General features: G+C 64.5%; 18 protein-coding genes and 1 pseudogene. 10 read left to right on the forward strand and 9 right to left on the reverse strand.

From position 1 onward, the window contains the following. Positions 1–42: 42 nt before the first annotated feature. From ACH196_RS09085 to ACH196_RS09105, 5 genes and pseudogenes are all read right to left on the reverse strand, one after another. On the reverse strand, positions 43–1,626 hold the full coding sequence (locus tag ACH196_RS09085; protein WP_396646562.1) for an FGGY-family carbohydrate kinase: 1,584 nt from the start codon (positions 1,624–1,626) through the stop codon (positions 43–45). A gap of 425 nt (positions 1,627–2,051) precedes the next feature. Beyond that, positions 2,052–2,735, reverse strand: coding sequence for an HAD family hydrolase (locus tag ACH196_RS09090; protein WP_396646563.1), 684 nt, complete (start codon positions 2,733–2,735; stop codon positions 2,052–2,054). Positions 2,736–2,850: 115 nt separating this feature from the next. Next, entirely contained in the window at positions 2,851–3,159 is a 309-nt protein-coding gene (locus tag ACH196_RS09095; RefSeq protein WP_396646564.1) for a hypothetical protein, read from the reverse strand. 123 nt (positions 3,160–3,282) lie between these two features. Beyond that, positions 3,283–4,074 (reverse strand): SDR family NAD(P)-dependent oxidoreductase, encoded by a 792-nt coding sequence (locus ACH196_RS09100; protein WP_396646565.1) that lies wholly within the window; start codon positions 4,072–4,074, stop codon positions 3,283–3,285. Between the two features lie 123 nt (positions 4,075–4,197). Continuing rightward, a pseudogene (locus ACH196_RS09105) lies at positions 4,198–4,584 on the reverse strand (VOC family protein); the annotation flags it as partial. 237 nt (positions 4,585–4,821) lie between these two features. Here ACH196_RS09105 and ACH196_RS09110 point away from each other — a divergent pair. Next, positions 4,822–5,574 carry an SDR family NAD(P)-dependent oxidoreductase gene (locus tag ACH196_RS09110; RefSeq protein WP_396646566.1) on the forward strand — a complete coding sequence of 251 codons (753 nt, stop codon included), beginning with the start codon at positions 4,822–4,824 and terminating at the stop codon, positions 5,572–5,574. Between the two features lie 58 nt (positions 5,575–5,632). Here the strand turns inward: ACH196_RS09110 and ACH196_RS09115 are convergent, their stop codons facing one another. Then, positions 5,633–6,643: a methyltransferase gene (locus ACH196_RS09115; protein ID WP_396646567.1), complete on the reverse strand. Its 1,011-nt coding sequence runs from the start codon at positions 6,641–6,643 to the stop codon at positions 5,633–5,635. A 272-nt stretch (positions 6,644–6,915) separates the two neighbouring features. On the opposite strand from ACH196_RS09115, the gene pncB reads away from it, so the two are divergent. The 9 genes from pncB to ACH196_RS09160 all read left to right on the forward strand — a co-directional run bounded on the left by pncB (position 6,916) and on the right by ACH196_RS09160 (position 15,301). Further along, positions 6,916–8,220 (forward strand): nicotinate phosphoribosyltransferase, encoded by a 1,305-nt coding sequence (pncB, locus tag ACH196_RS09120; RefSeq protein ID WP_396646568.1) that lies wholly within the window; start codon positions 6,916–6,918, stop codon positions 8,218–8,220. A gap of 216 nt (positions 8,221–8,436) precedes the next feature. Then, entirely contained in the window at positions 8,437–9,897 is a 1,461-nt protein-coding gene (locus tag ACH196_RS09125; protein WP_396646644.1) for a hypothetical protein, read from the forward strand. A gap of 150 nt (positions 9,898–10,047) precedes the next feature. Beyond that, positions 10,048–11,349 (forward strand): ABC transporter substrate-binding protein, encoded by a 1,302-nt coding sequence (locus ACH196_RS09130; protein ID WP_396646569.1) that lies wholly within the window; start codon positions 10,048–10,050, stop codon positions 11,347–11,349. Between the two features lie 84 nt (positions 11,350–11,433). Beyond that, positions 11,434–11,718, forward strand: a complete 285-nt coding sequence (locus ACH196_RS09135; protein ID WP_396646570.1) for a CopG family ribbon-helix-helix protein — start codon at positions 11,434–11,436, stop codon at positions 11,716–11,718. After that, positions 11,702–12,007 carry a type II toxin-antitoxin system RelE/ParE family toxin gene (locus tag ACH196_RS09140; RefSeq protein WP_396646571.1) on the forward strand — a complete coding sequence of 102 codons (306 nt, stop codon included), beginning with the start codon at positions 11,702–11,704 and terminating at the stop codon, positions 12,005–12,007. Before ACH196_RS09135 ends, ACH196_RS09140 begins: the two co-directional genes overlap by 17 nt. Further along, a complete protein-coding gene (locus tag ACH196_RS09145) occupies positions 12,008–12,889 on the forward strand; it encodes a branched-chain amino acid ABC transporter permease (RefSeq protein WP_396646572.1) in 882 nt (293 codons plus the stop codon). Continuing rightward, a complete protein-coding gene (locus ACH196_RS09150) occupies positions 12,886–13,875 on the forward strand; it encodes a branched-chain amino acid ABC transporter permease (protein WP_396646573.1) in 990 nt (329 codons plus the stop codon). Before ACH196_RS09145 ends, ACH196_RS09150 begins: the two co-directional genes overlap by 4 nt. Next, entirely contained in the window at positions 13,872–14,597 is a 726-nt protein-coding gene (locus ACH196_RS09155; protein WP_396646645.1) for an ABC transporter ATP-binding protein, read from the forward strand. Before ACH196_RS09150 ends, ACH196_RS09155 begins: the two co-directional genes overlap by 4 nt. Continuing rightward, positions 14,594–15,301, forward strand: coding sequence for an ABC transporter ATP-binding protein (locus tag ACH196_RS09160; RefSeq protein ID WP_396646574.1), 708 nt, complete (start codon positions 14,594–14,596; stop codon positions 15,299–15,301). Before ACH196_RS09155 ends, ACH196_RS09160 begins: the two co-directional genes overlap by 4 nt. Before the next feature lie 132 nt (positions 15,302–15,433). Here the strand turns inward: ACH196_RS09160 and ACH196_RS09165 are convergent, their stop codons facing one another. The 3 genes from ACH196_RS09165 to ACH196_RS09175 all read right to left on the reverse strand — a co-directional run bounded on the left by ACH196_RS09165 (position 15,434) and on the right by ACH196_RS09175 (position 18,625). Then, positions 15,434–16,846, reverse strand: coding sequence for a sodium:proton antiporter (locus ACH196_RS09165; RefSeq protein ID WP_396646575.1), 1,413 nt, complete (start codon positions 16,844–16,846; stop codon positions 15,434–15,436). A gap of 460 nt (positions 16,847–17,306) precedes the next feature. Next, positions 17,307–17,483: a hypothetical protein gene (locus ACH196_RS09170; protein WP_396646576.1), complete on the reverse strand. Its 177-nt coding sequence runs from the start codon at positions 17,481–17,483 to the stop codon at positions 17,307–17,309. A gap of 23 nt (positions 17,484–17,506) precedes the next feature. Then, entirely contained in the window at positions 17,507–18,625 is a 1,119-nt protein-coding gene (locus ACH196_RS09175) for a WD40 repeat domain-containing protein (protein ID WP_396646577.1), read from the reverse strand. Positions 18,626–18,634: the final 9 nt, after the last annotated feature.

Genomic DNA, 18,634 nt, shown 5'->3' on the forward strand with positions numbered 1-18,634 from the left:
AGGGGCGTCGCGCCGTGTACGCATGCGGCAATCTAGAATGCCCTACTCCAATTCCTCGATCGCCTTTCGCTGCCTCTGCATCTCCAGGAAAATCCTGTAGTCGCGTTCGTATAGCGGCTTCGCCGAAGCATCGGACGGCCGCTCTCGTTCCTTCGGCCGCATCGCCAGCGCCGCCTGCGCAAGCCCGCCGAACAAGCCCGCGCCGGCCGCCGCGCCCATCGCCGTGCCCAGCAGCACGCCCTCGTCGAGCGCCGGCTCGACCAGCCGGCAGCCGGTCGCATCGGCGTAAAGCTCCATCAGCAACGGATTTTTGGTGTGTCCGCCGGTGACGTGCAGCGTGTCGACCGGATGGCCGGCAGCACGTATTGCCTCGACGATCTGGCGCACGCCCAGCGCAATGCCGACGCATGTGCGCCAATAGAGCCGGCAGAGGCCGTCGAACGACGCATCGAGCGACAGGCCGGAGATCACGCCGAGCGCCGCTGGTTCCGCCAGCGGTGAGCGGTTGCCGTGGAAATCCGGCAGTATGTGCAGCCGCTTTGCGAAATCGTCGCCCTCGGCGGCGCGCAGCACGGCGACGCGCGCCGCAATGGCGCGATGCCTCTCGGCCGTCGGCTCGCCGCCCGCGCCATGCACGCGCACGACATGGTCGAGCAGCGCGCCGGTGGCCGACTGCCCGCCTTCCGTCATCCAGATGCCGGGCAGGGTCGGACCGGAATATGGCCCCCAGAAGCCGGCTAACATTAGCGGCTGGCGCGACATGGTCATGACGCAGCTCGACGTTCCGGCGACCAGGATGGCGCGGCCCGCTCCCGCCTCTGCGTCGAGCGCCCGCCACCCGAATACGCCGAGCGCGCCAGCGAAGGCGTCGACCATTCCCGCAGAGACACGGCTGTCTTGCGACAGGCCGAGTTCGGCGGCAGCCTGCGCGGTCAACGGCCCGAGATCGGCGCCGACCGGCGTCGGCCGCGCCGGCAGCCCGGCCCTGTCGAGCAGATCTGACAGGTCCACCGTGCCGAGGAAATCATGCCGCCACCCCTCGGCCTCATGGGCCAGAAAAGTCCATTTGCAGGTGGTGGTGCAGAGCGAGCGCGCCGTCGAACCGCTGGCCCGCCAGGTCAGAAAATCGGCTAGGTCGAACAACTGGCCAGCCCGCTCCCAGACATCCGGACGATGCCGCTTCAGCCACATCGCCTTGGGTATCTGCATTTCGGGCGACATCACGCCGCCGTGGAATTCCAGCACCGGGTGGCCGGTAGCCGTGCATTCCGCCGCCTCCGCCAGTGCGCGGTGGTCGAGCCAGGCGATCGTGTCTCGGTCGGCCACCCCGTCAGCCGAGACTGACAATGGTAAGCCGTTCCGGTCGCGCACGACCAGCGAACAGGTGGCATCGAAACCGATGCCTGCCACGTCCCCGGCATCCGCGCCGGCTTTTTCCCGGGCATGGCGCACCGCCGCGCAAACCGCCCGCCAGATGTCCTCGGAGTGATGCTCCGCGCGTCCCGACGCCGGCTCATGAAGCGCTATCGGGTGCTCGCCGCGCCCGAGCAGCGCCCCGGCAGTATCGAATATTCCTGCCCGCGCGCTCCTCGTCCCGACATCGACGGCGCACACCAGTTTCGGCATCAGGTGGCTTGCCTTTGCAGGCCGACGGTTGACGACCTAATTGGCCTACACCGCCTAGCTGGAACACCCCTCATCCGCTTCGCTGCGCTCGGCACCGCCCTGGCCCGAGCCACTGGTCTCGGCCCGTCCTTCGGACCCCACAAGGGGAGGAGGGGGGAGCATTGCCGCATCGTCTCCCCAAATCTCCAACGTTGGCGATTGGCGGCGAGGCGGATGCAAAGCTCCTCCTTCTCCCCTTGTGGGAGAAGGTGGCCGAGCGAAGCGAGGTCGGATGAGGGGTGTTCCAGCTTGGTTATGCCGGATGAATAAGGCCAGACCGAACGAGAGAGAGACCATACGGTCGACAATTCCCAACGGAAAGAACCACGCCGTCGGAAAGTCATCTCCAGCAGCGCCACTCGGGACAGGCAATTCTCCCGCATCACTTAGCCGGCTTTCGCTTGCGATCCAAGGCCGGCGACCAGCTCCGGCAACAGCGCCATGTCATCGAAGACCAGATCCGGGCCGAGCGACGCCAGCGACGCCGCCAATCCGGCCTTACCGGCATGCGAGCCGCCCGTGAAGGCGAAGACGTGCATGCCCGCCGCCTGGGCCGCGGCGACGCCGGCGGGGCTATCCTCCACGACGATGCAGGCCGATGGCGGCGCGCCCATGTCGCGGGCCGCATGCAGGAACAGGTCGGGGGCCGGCTTGCCTCTCTCCACCATGGTCGCACTGTATATGTTAGGCTCCAGCAATTCCAGAAGCCCGGTCGTCGCCAGCGAGAACCGTATGCGCTCAGGCGTACCGGACGAGGCGACGCAACAGGGTGTCGAAAGCTGCTCCAGCGCTTGCCTGATGCCGGGTATGGCTTTCAATTCCTCCGCGTAGCGGCGCCGCATCTCGCGGCGCGCGATGACCAGGTGCTCGTCGGTGACGGCGAAGCCGAAATCGCTCAAGAGGATATCGCGCACGCTTGCCATCGACATGCCGAGAAAGCGCAGATAAGCGATTTCCTCGGTGATCGTGCCGCCGGCCCCGGCGATCACATCTACCAGCACCGACATCGAGATCGGCTCGCTGTCGACCAGCACGCCGTCGCAGTCGAAGATGATCAGCTTGGGCTTCATGCCAATTCGGACTGTCCGCGCACGCCGGCCTGCCGGCCAAGCCCTATAACGGCTGGCCAGCTTTCGAGAGAGGCGCAAAGAAGGGCGACCGGCCTGCGGCGTGTAGTGACCATCTCTACCCCTTGAGAAAGGCAAACTTGGAATTCAGTTGCCCCGTCCTGATCAGTTCGTTCACGTCGTATTGCGTGATACGCCCGTCGGCCACGCCTACCGCCAAACGCTCGCAAAACACCTTGGCGAGCCCTTCCCGTGGGACGCCCATGTACGTCATCGCATGAGCCTTGAACTTGGCATTCGAGGCATCGACCTGACGCATACAACTGGCCATCATCCTTTCGGGTTTGCTCTTCAAATCCTCCTGGAGTGAAGAGCATCCGCAAAGCGTCGCCGAGATCGCGACCAGCACCAATTTCTTCGAATTCATTCCCACCCCCCGGTGCCGGCGTGGAGGTCGCCGGGCCAGCAAAACAGTGATTCTTCCTCCCGCGTCTGACGTAGCCCCGATTTTGCGTGGACGTCCACGGGTGCATTGATGCAGCGGTAGATGTCACACCGTCTTCAACATGCCGCCGTCGACGTAGTAGGTCGCGCCGACCGAATAGCTCGCCCGCTCCGAGCACAGGAACACGAAAAAGTTCGCCAGTTCCTCGACCGTGCCGAACCGTTTGATCGGCGCAAACTCGTCGGCCACCGATTGCAGATAACCCTGCCAGTCGCCGCCGGAGTTGGCCGTCAGCTTCTTCGCCGTATTCACCCAGTCGGGTGTCAGGATCAGGCCGGGGTTCACGGTATTGACGCGGATATTGTCCTTGATCACCTCGTTGGCGAGGTTTTTGGAGAACATCAGAAGGGCGGCCTTGGTGACGTTGTAGATCGGCTCGTACCACAGCGGCTGCACGGCGCAGATCGAGGCGTTGTGCAGGATCGCACCGCCGCCGCGCTCCTTCATCATCGGCACGAAGCCGCGCGCCAGCCGCACGGCCGCCATGACGTGCAATTCCCAATAGGCCTGCCATTTCTCGTCAGGCGCCTCCATGATCGTCTCGTTCGATCCCGTTCCGGCGTTGTTGACGAGGATATCGGCGCCGCCGAAATTGTCGCGCGCCGCGCCGATCAGTTCCTGCGCGCCCTCGACGGTGGCGACGTCGCAAGGCACCGGCACGGCGGTGACGCCATAGGTTTCGGCGATGCGTCCGGCTTCCGCCGCCAGCCGCTCGCCCTGCCGCGCTGCAAGCAACAGATGCGCCCCTTCGCGTGCAAACGCCTCGGCGACGCCGAGCCCGATGCCGATCGAGCCGCCGGTGATCGCCGCCACCTTGTCCTTCAGTCCGAGATCCATGGAAACCCTCCCGCTTCTTTGGCCGGCGACGCTATGCGAGCCGCGCCGAAAGCGCCAGTGTGATGTGTCGGATCGCCTGGCCATTGGGCGCCTCGATACGGGACCGCAAGGTTAGCCGGCACTTCAATCCGCCGGGCCGGCGAACAGGATGAGGTTGCCGTCCTGGTCGAGCACGATGAAGTTCCGCGCACCCCAAGGCTCGTCGCGCAGCGTCTGGTGGAAGTCGACGCCGGCGGCCTGGAAATCCGCGAAAAGCTGGTTGATCTCATGCACGGTGTCGACGGAGATCGAGGCCGACAGCAGGTGTTCGCGCTGCCGAACGTCGCCGGCGAACACCGGCCCGTCAACACAGCGAAGCGCCAGCCGGGCGTTGTCGCGCCGCACCTGCCCGTAAAAGGGCGGCTTGCCATAGACGAAATCGACCGCGAAACCGAGTTTTTGGGTGAAGAAATCGCAAGACGCCGCGATGTCGGCGACGAACAATTGCGCCGCTATCGAACTGAGGTGGGCGTTCCCGTCGGTTGGCGCGGCCATTGTATGCTCCTCGATCAAGCCTCCAAAAGTCTCCGGTCCAGACCCGGTGCCTGTCAACCTCCAGCTCTTTTGCGGCGTCTGAACCAACGCCGCCGGTCGGCACGCGCCAAAATGCAATTGGTAGCGGAGGCGGGGTGCGGTCGCCCGCAAATATGGTATCGAACCGGTCATGGCGCCGAGGCGAGTCGGCAAAAACAGATCGGGAGGGATCGGATGAGTGAGGTGAAGCCGCTTGACGGCAGGGTTGCGATCGTCACGGGCGCGGCGGGCGGGGTTGGCCGCGCGACGGTCGATCTTTTGACGCGGCGCGGGGCGTCGGTGGTGGCGGAGGACGTCGACGCCGCGGTCGCCGGGCTCGAAGGGCCGAAGGTAGCGACGGTTGCCGGAGACGTGCGGCGCGCCGAGACGGCCCGCAAGTCGGTGGAGACGGCGCTGTCGCGCTTCGGCCGGCTGGATATCCTGGTCAACAATGCCGCGGTGATCATCACCAAGGATATCCTCGCAACTGAGGAGGATGAATGGAACGATCTGATGGCGGTGAATGTCACCGGCGTCTTCCACCATTGCCGCGCTGTGCTGCCGCATATGATTGCCCAGAAGCGCGGTTCGATCGTCAATGTCAGCTCGATCTCGGGCCTGGTCGGCTTGCCGTTGCAGGCCGCCTATTGCGCCAGCAAAGGGGCGATCGTGCAGCTTACCCGACAGTTGGCCGTCGACTATGCGGCGTCAGGCGTCCGCGTCAATTCGGTGGCGCCGGGCTCCATCGATACGCCGTTTCTGGCGCGTTATCTCGAGAGCCAGCCCGACCCCGCGGCGGCAGAGCGCGAGATCAAGGCGGCGCATCCGATGGGCCGCTATTGCGGGCCAGAAGAGATCGCCGAGCCGATCGCCTTCCTCGCCTCCGATGCCTCGTCTTTCATCACCGGCGCGATCCTGTCGGCCGACGGCGGCTACGTGGCGCGTTGATCCGGTACGCCTGACGGGTGCGAGGCGTCCGCAGCCTCGACGCCCAGCGGCGTTCCAGTCAGACGGGCCTGGCCTCGACGATCGAGAACGCCGAGCGCGTGGCGATCAGCGTCGGCTCGGCAAAGCCCGCCTTGCCCAATAGCGTGGCGAACTCCGGCAAGGTGCGTTCCCGCGCGCCGGGAAAAAGCATCATCATGTGCATGTCGGCCAGAAAGTTCATGGCGTTCGATGTGTCCGGCACCCGGTCGAGCACGCGCTCGATGATCAGCAGCCGGCCGGTGGGCTTGATCGCCGCGCGGCATCGCAGCAGGATTTCGAGGCAACGCTCGTCGTTCCAGTCGTGCAGGATCTGGGACAGCGTGTAGACGTCGCCGCCGGCCGGGACGAACTCGAAGAAGCTGGCGGCTTCGATGGAGCAGCGGCTGAGGAGGTTGCCCAGCACTGCACCCGCGGCCGAGACCACGCCTGCCTGATCGAGCAGGATGCCGCGCGCCCTCGGGTTTGCGGCAAGCACGGCGGCCAGCAGCGCGCCGTTGCCGCCGCCGATATCGACCACGATCCCGGCTTGCGAAAAATCATAGGCTTCGGCGACGGCGGCATGCCGGTCATCCGGACTATGCTGCATGAAGGCATCGAAGATCGCGGCTTCCTCCCGATCCTGCGCGAGGTGTTCGAAGAAGGTCCTGCCGTATTCGAGCTCGAAAGGTGCCTGGCCGGTGGTGATCGCACGCCCGGCGGCGCCCCAGACGGCCCAGGAACTGGGCATGCCGTAGTAGCGCGCCGCGTAGTGCAGCGTCGGCACGGAATCCTTGCGAAGGAAGCGCGAGTCCTCGGTGTGCGAAACCAGATCGTCCTCCGACACGGCAAACAGGCCGAAAGCCGCCAATGCACGAAGCAGCCGCGTCAGCTTGTCGGCATCGGCGCCGCATTCGCGCGCCAGTTCCGCCGCGGGACGCGGGGTCATGTCGATCCGGTCCGCGACTTCGAGCGAACATACGATCTCTATCATCTTCGAGACTTGATAGCCGCGGACGAGCCGGTTGACGCGCGAAAAACCCTCTTTGCTCATGCGGTTCTCCTCGATCGGCGTGGAACGACTAGGATGGACCTGTGCCGTATCGCCATGGCGATGCCGATGGCAGTATCCGGAAATTCAGCCAGCAAGCAACGACATCCGGCGCGGGACCGCGCGGCATGCGGCACTGTCGGCCTACCGAAAACAACGTCAAAATCTAAAAGACGCCTTCTGCCAGGACCAAAGGAAAGCAGAAGCAACGGAAAAAATTCAATGCTATAGGCGCTTTCGGGTCCTGACCGGCCCCGGAGGAAGAGTGAGGGCCGATGGCCAGGACCGATATCGCACGGCGCGTCTACAACCATGCCTGGAAGCTGGACCCGATCGTCCGCAGCCTGCTGGACACCGATTTCTATAAGCTGCTGATGCTGCAGATGATCTGGGGCATGTATCCCAAGGTCGACGCCACCTTCTCGCTGATCAACCGCACCACCAGCGCCCGGCTGGCGGACGAGATCGACGAGGGCGCGCTGCGCGAACAGCTCGACCACGCGCGCACGCTACGCTTCGGCAAGAAGGAGATGATCTGGCTGGCCGGCAACAGTTTTTACGGCCGCAAGCAGATCTTCGAGCCGGAATTCCTGTCCTGGCTGGAGAATTTCCGGCTGCCGGAATACGAGCTGGAAAAGCGGGACGGCCAGTACGAACTGCATTTCCACGGGCCGTGGATGTACACCTCCATGTGGGAGATCCCGGCGCTGGCCATCATCAACGAGCTGCGCTCGCGCGCCGCGATGAGCGGCTTCGGGCCGTTCTCGCTCGACGTGCTCTATGCCCGCGCCAAGGCAAAACTGTGGGACAAGACCGAGCGGCTGCGCAAGCTGCCGAATCTCAAGGTTTCCGACTTCGGCACGCGCCGCCGCCACAGTTTTTTGTGGCAGCGCTGGTGCGTGGAGGCGCTGAAAGAAGGTATCGGCGACGCCTTTACCGGCACCAGCAACGTCAAGCTGGCCATGGACACCGATCTCGAGGCGCTAGGCACCAACGCGCACGAACTGCCCATGGTGTTCGCGGCGCTGACCGAGACGGACGAGGCGCTGCGCCAGTCGCCCTATCACGTCCTGCTCGACTGGCAGCGCTACTACGGCGGCAATCTGCTGATCGTGCTGCCGGACGCCTTCGGCACGGCCTCGTTCCTGCGCGACGCGCCGGACTGGGTGGCTGACTGGACGGGTTTCCGTCCCGACAGCGCCCCGCCGATCGAGGGCGGCGAGAAGATTCTCGCCTGGTGGCGCTCGAAAGGCGTCGACCCGCGCAACCGACTGCTGATCTTTTCCGACGGGCTGGACGTCGACGCCATCGAGGAGACCTACAAACATTTCGATGGCAAGGTGCGCATGGCCTTCGGCTGGGGCACCAACCTGACCAACGATTTCGAGGATTGCGCGCCGGTCGAGACCGACAGGCTGAACGCCATATCGCTGGTGTGCAAGGTGACGGAAGCCAACGGCCGCCCGGCGGTGAAGCTCTCCGACAATCCGGCGAAGGCCACCGGCGAACCCGCGGAGATTGCGCGGTATCTGCGGGTGTTTGGGAACGAGGAACGGGTGGAGCACAAGGTGAAGGTTTGACAGCGTTGTCGGCGGACAACGGAGCGCATGACTGATAGGCTCTGCCGATCATACGGACCCGGATCATTGCCGTCGCATTCCTTCGCACCCCCCTCTGTTCTGCGGGACATCTCCCCCTCAAGGGGGAGGATTAACGTCGGCGAAGCTGCATCCCCTGCGCCGTTGAAGTTTGGCGAAGCGAAAGCGGTCGGCGCAATCTACCCCCTTGAGGGGGAGATGTCCGGCAGAACAGAGGGAGGGGCTAAGGGGCGCAACGCTGGCAGCGACGGCGGTCGGCAAACCGCGAGGATCGTTTTTAGCTGCGTGGCTTTCGCCATCGCTCCCACCGCAGCCTTCGCCCATGCCTCCGATCGCGGCTACGTGCTGCTTTTGCCGACCGGCTACTATCTCTTCGGCGGCGCGGTTGCGGTGGCGGCAAGCTTCCTTGCGTTGCTGTTCGTTCCGCAAAATACCCTGGAAAAACTGGCGGCGTGGCGGCTGCCGCTGCTTGCCCTTCCAGACGGCCTGCGGTTCTGGACGAGCCTTGCGTCGTTTCTGACCCTGTTTGTGCTGATTGCTGCCGGCATTTTCGGCAGTCGCGATCCGCTGTCCAACCCGCTACCGCTGACGGTGTGGACGCTTGTCTGGATCGGACTGACCTTCGTGCAGGGCCTGTTCGGCAATCTCTGGTACTGGATAGACCCTTGGTATACGCTGATAAAATTAGCCGGCGTATTAATGCCTAAGAACATTAGACTCAAATATCCGGGTTGGCTCGGATACTGGCCGGCGGTGGCGCTTTTCGCTGCCTTCGCTTGGTTCGAGCTGATCTATGTCGCACCTGACGATCCTTACCGATTGGCATTGGCGGCGGGCAGCTACTGGCTGTTTACCTTTGTAATCATGCTTGCAGTCGGCCACGACGCCTGGAGCGAGCGCGGCGAGTTTCTGTCAGTTTTCCTCCGCATGATCTCGCGCTTAGGCATTTTCGACGCACCGCGCGATGGTGTGTGGCTGCGCATCTCGCTCTGTCTGCCGGGTGCAAAGCTGTGGACCGCACAGCCACTGCCACTGTCGGGCACGCTGTTTCTGCTGCTTGCACTGGCGTCCGTTTCCTTCGACGGCTTTTCAAGAACCTTCTTCTGGCTGGGTTCGAACGGCATCAATCCGCTTGAATTTCCTGGACGCTCTGCCTTGCAAACCATCAACACGGCGGGGCTGGCCGGCATGTTCGCGGCGCTTGCGGCGGTGTTCCTCATTTGCGTTTCTGTCGGCGAATGTCTTGCCGGCAAAAAATCGGCACGGCGCGCGGCAGGCCTGCTGGTGTGGTCGATCGCCCCAATCGCGCTCGCCTATCATTTTTCGCATTACGTGCCGGCGTTCCTGGTCAATGCGCAATATGCGGTCGTCGCGCTGTCCGATCCCTTCGGTTTTGGATGGAACCTGTTCGGCACCGCCTATATGCCGGTGTCGGCCGGCATTGTCATGGGTTCCGAACAGGCGGTCTTCATCTGGAACGCGCAGGCTTTCGCCATCATCGGCGGGCATGTGCTGGCGGTGCTGGTTGCGCATGGGCTAGCCGCGCGGCTGCACGCCGGCTCCGAGGGCGCACCGTTGTCGCAATTGCCGCTGACGCTGCTGATGATCGGCTACACCGTCTTCGGCCTCTGGCTGCTCTCGACGCCGACGGCCGGATAGGGGCCGAGTTTTTGCGTCGCAGCATTGCGGTCTCCGCCTGCCCTTGCGGCACCTGGGGATTGATGATTTAGTTTCCCTATCAATGGGTTTCGGGCTTCCGGAGCCGCGTACCGCGCGGGTCTCCGGTCGTATCATCAGAGGGGATTGGACATGACAGATTCCAAGGCTTCCGGCCTGATCGGCAAGCGCCTCAACCGCCGAACCGCTCTCAAGGGCCTTGCGGCCTCCGCCGGCCTCGTGGCGGCGCCCGGGTTCGTCCGCTATTCGCAGGCACAGAGCTCGGCGCCGATCAAAATCGGCTTCCAGGCGCACAAGACAGGCATCGGCGCCGCTTATGGCCGCTGGTACGAGAAGACCACCGCGGCGGCCATCAAGGCGATCAACGACGCCGGCGGCATCAACGGCCGCCCGGTGGAGGTGATCATCGAGGACGACGGCACCGATCCTGGACGCGGAGCCGAGGTGGTTGCCAAATTCGCGACGCAGCACAAGGTAGACGTCGCCTACGGCACGCTGTTTTCGCATGTGGTGATAGGCTCGGCGCCGGCTGCGGGCGAAGCAAAGCTGCCTTATTTCGTGGTCAGCGAAGGGCACCACGTCGCTTCGACGAAACTCAACCGCTACGTCTTCCAGCCCGGCATCACCGACGTGAAGAGCCAGATCCAGGCGATGGCGCCGTGGATCGCCGGCAATGTCGGCAAGAAGGTCACACAGATTTTTCCGGACTTCGCCTTCGGCTATGACCACCGCGACTATCTTGCACCGGCGCTGAAGGCGCAGGGCGCGGAAGTCATCGCGCAGATCGCCATTCCGCCGACGGAAAGCTCGTTCACGAAATATTTTCCGCAGATCCCGGCCGACACCGAGGTGCTCTACCACGTGATGGTCGGGCCGGCGGTGCTGACCTTCGTCAAGGAACTCGGCGAGTTCTACGGCTCCAACCGGCCGCAGCTCTTCGGCTTCATCGACAGCCTCGAAGCGGTCGACATCAACAGCCCCGGCCTCGAATTCCTGGACGGCAGCCATTTCTGGGAAGGCTCGCCGCGCTACGCGCAGGAAAACGACAGCGAGGAGCAAAAAGCCTATCGCGCCGCGGTCGGCATCGACGAGAATGGCGCGGCGGTGGGCGACCCCAAGGACGTGTCGACAGCCGCCCACATGTTTGGCTGCTGGGAAACCCTCTACGTCATCAAGAAGGCGATGGAGGATTCCGGCTACAAGGGGTCGGAGGACAAGGCCAAACTCATTGAGGCGACAGAGGCACTGACCGTCTTCGCCGAGGGGCCGGAACACCCGCAGGGCGACAAGACGTTCAACGGAAAAATCCACCAGGTCTTCGGCCACCAGAACATCTCGAAGGTCGAAGGCGGCAAACTCAAGGTCGTACACCGCACCTCGATCGAGGACGGGCTTTATGAGCCGGAAGGGGATTATACGACCCAGCCGCTGTGATGACGGCCACTGCGATGCGGCCGATCTGGCTGGGAACATACTGACGTGGTACATACTACGTCAGTACCTGGATAGGAGTCGACCATGGCCAAGGAAGCCGTCTTCACCATGAAGCTTGAGCCGGAATTGCGCGACGCGTTCATGGCGGCCGCCAAGCGGGACGACCGACCGGCCTCGCAGATCGTCCGCGAGTTCATGCACGATTTTGTTCTGCAGGATCGGGAATATGTCGCGTTCCTCAGGCGCAAGGTGGAGCGATCACGTGCCTCGATAGCTGCCGGCCGCGTATTCACTAATGAAGAAGTTGTGGCCCACATGGATGAGTTGATCTCCGATCTTAAGCGCAAGAACCATGAGGCGGCCGAGTGAGGCTCATCTGGACAGCGGGGCAAAACACGAACTCGGCGAGATCGTTTCTCATATTTGGCGCAACAATCCGCTAATGGCACAATGGATCGGGGGACGCATCCAGACCACAGCGTCCTACCTTAAATCGCAACCTTTCATCGGTAGGCAGGGCGCGACGGCTGGAACGCGCGAAGTCGAGCCTCATACAAGTTGCCGGATCGTCTATCAAATTGCCGATGAGGCGGTCTTCATACTTTCGGTAGTCGATACCGACCGCCTATGGCCGCCCGTCCTTGACAGTGAAGACTGAATGGCCTTCGGTCCCCACCTCCTGCTCGCCACGCTCGAGGGCCTCGTCAACTCGGCGGTGCTGGCGCTGACGGCGCTGGGGCTGTCGCTGGTGTTCGGCGTGATGCGCGTGGTCAATGTCGCGCATGGCGAGTTTTATATGCTGGGCGCGGTGCTTGCCTGGTGGGTAGCCTCGCTGGTGAGCGGGCACCCGGCGCTCGGGTTTCTGGCGGCGCTGATCATCAGCCCGCTGATCGTCGGGGCGATCGCGCTCGTTTCCGAACGGCTGGTGCTGCGTCGGCTGGAGTACAACCCGGAATCGACCATCGTCGCCACCATCGGCCTACTCTACATCTTCCAGCAGGCGGCACTGACCTTCTACGGGCCGGAGGCGCGACCGGTCGAGTCACCGTTCAGCTATCGTGTGCTTCTGCCCTGGTTCGGCTATTCCGGATACAAACTTTCGATCATTGCCGCCTCGGCGCTGTTGCTTGCGGCGACCTGGTATGTGCTGACGCGCACGAAAATCGGTCTTGTCATGCGCGCCACGCAATATGACCGCGAGACCGCGCAGGCTTTCGGCATTCCCGTCGACCGCGTCTACGCCGGCGTCTTCGCGCTTGGCGCCATGCTGGCGGCGGTCGCGGCTGTGCTGATCGTGCCGATCAGCCAGGCGCATTATCTGATGGGCCGCGACCCGCTGCTGCTTTCCTTCATCGTCGTCATCATTGGTGGCCTGGGCTCGCTGCGCGGCACGGTGATCGCGGCGCTGCTGGTCGGCCTGTCGGACGGCATCATCTCCGTCTTCTACACGCCGACGCTGGCAAAGATCATCGCGACGCTGCTCGTCGCCATGGTGCTGGTATTCCGGCCGCAGGGCCTGTTCGGCGCGGCGGCCAGATGAGCGGGGACGTTTCGCCACTAAAACCCTGGCTGCTGCATGCGATCGTGATCGCGCTTTTGGCCGCGCTGAACTTCGTGCTGCCGGAATACCATCACGGCGTGCTCGCCCGCGTCATGGTCCTGGCGGTCTTTGCCATGGGATACAATCTCCTGTTCGGTTATGTCGGCCTGCTCAGTCTCGGCCACGCCATGTTCTTCGGCGCGGGACTCTATGGCGCGGGATTGACGATGGTACATCTCGGCTGGGGCGTCGTCCCGGCTTTTGCCGCTGGCCTGGTTACCGGCTCGGTTCTATCGTTGATCATCGGTTTCCTGGCGCTTCGTACATCGGGCGTCGCCTTCATGATCGTCACCATGATGTTCGCCCAAATATTCTATCTGGCGCTGTTCTATTTCGGTTCATGGACGCGCGGCGACGAGGGGCTGGTGATTGCACAGGGCGCGCGGCGCCTGTCCTTTGCCGGCTTCGATCTCGACCTCACCAGCCCGGCCACACGCTATTTCGCGGCGCTGGCGCTCTTTGCAATCCTACTTGTCGTCACGCTGGCGGTGGTGCGCTCGCGCTTCGGCCGCGTGCTGGTGGCGATCCGTGAGAACGAGGAGCGCGCCCGCATGCTGGGGTTCGACGTATCTGCTAACAAACTGGCGGCGACGGTACTGTCCGGCGTCATCTGCGCGGCGGCGGGTGCGGCCTACGCCATCCTCTTCGGTTATGTCGGCGCGACCTTCGCCTCGGTGCAATATTCGATCCTGCCGCTGCTCTGGGTGCTGCTTGGCGGCGCGGCGACGACGCTTGGCCCGCTGATCGGCACGCTGCTGATGTTCTATCTCATCGACGGTTCCGGCGATCTTTTGAAGGCTTGGTTGCCGGGCTGGAACCTGAGTTCGCTCGGCATCGTCGGCGTGGCACTGGTGCTGCTCATCCTGTTCTTCCCGAAAGGCATACTGGGCACGGTGCGCGAGCGGTGGGTGCGATGGCTGCCGTGACGCCGCTGATCGCCACATCCGGGCTGAAGAAGCATTTCGGCGGGCTGCGCGCCGTCGACGGCGTCGACTTTTCCGTCATGCCGGGCGAGATCCGCGCCGTCATCGGACCCAATGGCGCCGGCAAGACGACCTTCGTAAGTCTGATCTGCGGCCGCATCGAGCCGACCGCCGGCACGATCGTTTTCGACGGAAGCGACATCACAAAACTGCCGGCGCATCTGCGCGTGCGCGCCGGCATCGCCTATACCTTCCAGATCACCAGCGTCTTTTCCAACCTGTCTGCCTACGACAATGTCGCGCTGGCGGTGCAGCGCACGCTGACGGGCGGGCGGGCGGTCGGCCATTTGCGCGAGGGCGTGATGGCGGCGCTGTCTGCGACCGGGCTTGCAGGCCGCATACACGAGATCGCCGGGTCGTTGTCCTATGGCCATCAGCGGCTGCTGGAAGTTGCCATGGGGCTGGCGCTGAAGCCGCGCCTGCTCATCCTCGACGAGCCGACGCAGGGGCTGTCCGACGGCGAGATCGATGACTTTATCGCGCTGGTGCGTGAGGTTGCGCGCGAGGCGACGGTGCTGATCATCGAGCACAACATGCCGGTGGTGATGGCGCTCGCCGACCGCATCACCGTGCTCGACGCCGGAAAGGTTCTGGCCGAGGGTACGCCGGAAGAAATCCGCGCCAACGCCGCCGTGCAGGCCGCCTATCTCGGGGCGGCGGCATGAGCCCGATCCTGCGGGTCGAAAACCTCGACTGTTTTTATGGCGACGTACAGGTCCTGCATGGCCTGTCGCTCGAGTTGATGCGCGGCGAGGTGCATTGCCTGCTCGGGCGCAACGGCGCCGGCAAGACGACTTTGCTGAAGGCGATCATGGGTCTGGTGCCGGCGCGCTCCGGCAGGATCATGCTCGGCGGCAGGGACCTGACCAGTTTGCCGGCGCATGGAGTCCCGAAGGCCGGCGTCGCCTATGTGCCGCAGGGCCGGCGGCTGTTCGCCGAGATGAGCGTCGCCGAAAACATCGAGATCGGCCTGATGGCGCGTGGCAAGGGCGCGGAGACGCGCGAAAACGTTCTGGCGTTGTTTCCGATCCTGCGTGAGCGGCTGAAGCAGCGTTCCGGCACCCTGTCGGGCGGCGAGCAGCAGATGCTCGCCATGGCGCGGGCGCTCTGCCTGGAGCCCGACGTGCTGCTGCTGGACGAGCCGACCGAAGGCTTGATGCCGTCGATGATCGCGAAGATCCGCGAGACGGTGGAGCGGCTCGGCGAGCGCGGCGTATCGACCCTGCTGGTCGAGCAGCGGGTCGACGCCGTGCTACCGGTCGCCGACCGCGTCACCTTCGTGGAAAACGGCCGCGTCCGCGCCACGGTGGGCGTCGATGATGTCCGCGCCGACCCGGACATGGTGAAGCGGTATGTGGGGGTGGGGTAGCGTCCTTCTCCCCGTTCACGGGGAGAAGATGCCGGCAGGCAGATGAGGGGCAGTGCGAATGTTGTGAGGTAAGGCGCCGCCCTTCATCCGGCCCTTCGGGTCTCCCTGCAAGCGGGGAGAAGGAAAGAAACCTCACCCGAAAAACACCCACCCGGCGAGCAAAAACGTCGGGATCAGCACCGCGCCCGACCACAGCATGTAGCCGAAAAAGCTCGGCATCTTCACGCCGCGATGCTTGGCGATGGCATAGACCATGAAGTTGGGCGCGTTGCCGATATAGGTGTTGGCGCCCATGAACACCGCGCCGGTCGAGATGGCGGCGAGCGTCGTGGCGAGGCCGGTCATCAGGTGCTGCGGGTCGCCGCCGGCGAGTTCGAAGAAGACCAGGTACGTAGGCGCGTTGTCGAGGAAGGAGGAGAGCGCACCGGTCAGCCAGAAATAGGCGAGGTCGTTCGGCGCGCCGCCCTCGCCGGTCACCAACGCGACCAGCGGCGAAAGCGCGCCTTCAGGGCCGGCGCGCAGGATGGCGATGACCGGCACGATGCAGATGAAGATGCCGGCGAAGAGTTTCGCCACCTCAACGATCGGCCCCCAGGTGAAGCCGTTGGCGTGGCGCATCTGGCGAGGCGTGAGCTTTAGCGATAGTAGCGCCAGCATCACGATGAGGCCGTCGCGCAGAAGATTCTGCCATTCGAGCGCCACGCCGGCGACGGTAAAGGCGACCCCCGGCTTCCACGCGGCCGACATCAGGATGGCGCCGATGACGCCCGCCAGCAGCGGCAGGTTCACTAGGCCGCGCACCCTGACCGCGCTGTCGGGCGTCGGATCCTTGATTTTCGGCATGCCGCCCTCGCGGGCGTGCAGCCAGAAATCCAGCGCCAGGAACACAGCCAGCACGATGCCGCCGACGAACAGCGTCTCCCGCCACAGGTTGGCGGTGGTCCAGAAGAAATCGACGCCACGCAAAAAGCCGACGAACAGCGGCGGATCGCCGAGCGGTGTCAGCGCGCCGCCGATGTTGGACACCAGGAAGATGAAAAACACCACGACATGCGCGTTGAACTGGCGGTTGTCGTTGGCGCGGATCACCGGCCGGATCATGATCATCGAGGCGCCGGTGGTGCCGACAACTGACGCCAGCAGCGCGCCGATCACCAGCAGGCCGGCGTTGGTGAGCGGCGTGCCGTGGATGTTGCCGGCGACCAATATGCCGCCGGCGATGGTGAACAGCGCGAACAACAGGATGATGAAGGAGAGATATTCGAGCAGCAGCGTGTGCAGCAGCGCTTCGGCCGAGACATGCCAGCCCTGCGTGGCGATCAGCGGCAGCACCACAAGTGCTGCCCAGCCGGCGGTGATCTTGCCGTAGTGGTGTTCCCACAGATGCGGATAGAGCAGCGGGCCGGTGGCGATGGACAGCAGCAGTCCAACGAAGGGCAGCGCCCACAGCAACGACATGGAGGCGCCCGGCAGGCCTTCCGCCGCGAAAGACGCAGTGGGGCAGAGCAGGGCGGCCGTCAGCGTGGCGCGCAGCAAGGATCGCATGAGGTTCCCATCGTCTTTTTGGCCGGCGGTGTGGCGAGCCGCATATTTTGCCGCGAAGCGCTGGTTAGCCGATAGCGTTGTGGAGACGCGGGGGCAACGGGTGAGATTGAACCTTGCTGCTTGCTGTTGGATCGATCAAGGGTGCTTGGCGATGGTCATTCTCCACAAGCCCCCACTTGCAATTTCTAACACTTAGCTGTCGCTGACGGGCTTCGCCCTGCTCCAGCTAAGGTGTTGAAATTGCTTTCTCTCCCGCAAGGGGAGAGATATCGCGCTGCGCCGTTTCTGCCAGCCTCCACCGTTCGCGATTTCCCGCTCGGCGGCGGCAGCTCCTAACCCCTCCGGGAGGGGGAGAATGGATTTTCACGATCTTAGCGGAGCGCCGAGCCGGCAGGCGAGGAACACGCGAAGCTGAGTCGTAGAATCCAAGAAAGAAGGTTCTGCGCCGGTCCCGGCTGCCTCAATTCGTCTTCAACTGCTGTCCGACCTTGTTCTCGGCGATCCAGCGGGCGGCGAGCACCAGGGCGCCCATGCTGAACTCCTTGCCGTGCCTGGCCACCATCTCCTCCGAGATTTTGGCGAGCCGTTCGAAGAAGGCGTCCTTGCTCTGTTCCTCGGGGCTGGGTTCGGTCTGCATCCTGTCCTCCTATTTGTCGCGGTTCATTTGAAGAGCTGGTCGGGGAAGGTGGCGACCGCCGCCGTGCCGTCGGCGCAGCCGATCGCCAGATGTCGGCCATCCGCCGACCAGGCGAGCACGGTGACCGCGCCGCCCAGCGGCCTCACGACGAGTTCGTCGCGCGATCCGGCCTTGGCGACGACGATCCTCCCGTTGGCCGAGCCGGCGGCGACCAGCGGTTTTGCCGGATGCGCGGCAACGGCCTCGATCGGCACCAGTCCGGCATGACCGGTCTCCAGCGCGCCGCCGGTTTTTCCGTCAAGCGGCAGGGCGGATGTCGACCAGCCGGCGATGCGGAAGGCGCCGGAGGCGAACAGCGCTTTCGCCGGCGCGCTCCAGGCAATGTCGCGCACCGGCGCGGCAAAGCCCGGGACGATGCTGCAATTGCCGTCGGCGACGGAAACCAGCGCCAGGCCGCTGGTTTCGAGGCCGCAGGCAAGCCAAGCTCCGTCCAGGCTCCAGCCAAGCGCGATGGGGCGCGCCGGCAGCGGCAGGTCGCGCGGCGCGCCGCTGCCCTGGGTAGGATGGATGGACAGGCCATCGCCAAAACCCAGCGCCAGCCGCCGCCCGTCGGGTGACAGCGCCAGCACCGACAGCGGCTTGTCGAGGTCGAGGCGGCGCGTGTCGGATGCGCCGCGCCACAGGACGGCGTCGCGCTCGCAGCCAGCGGCAATGATGCCGACCTGTGCGGCGCGGTCGAGCGCGATGACCGGGCCACTTGTCTTGAACACGGGCTCGCCGATGTCGCCGGCGGTGCTGACCGGCAGCACATCGCCGCTGGCCGCGCCAACCAGGAAACCGGAGCGCGGCTGGGCAGCCAGCGGGGCGGCGGCGTCGCCAAAGGCGGTGGTGATGATCAGTGGTGCCGGCGGCCTTTCGCGCGGGCGGATCGTCGTCTGGCCGAGGTCGCCGCTCACCCGGAGGCGCACTTCCGGCGGCTCGCGGTCCTCGGCGGCGGCGATTGCGATGGTGCCGTCCGCGCAGGCGAAGGCGACCGAAAAGCCATCGCCGCTGAAGCAGAGGCCCGCCACCGGCGATTGGCACTGCCAATTGCGAGCCAGGAGGTCGAACAGGCTCAGGTTGCGCATCGACTGCTGGTTCATGGGTGTCCC

This window comes from Mesorhizobium sp. IMUNJ 23232 (assembly GCF_044326205.1).
Lineage (GTDB): Bacteria > Pseudomonadota > Alphaproteobacteria > Rhizobiales > Rhizobiaceae > Kumtagia.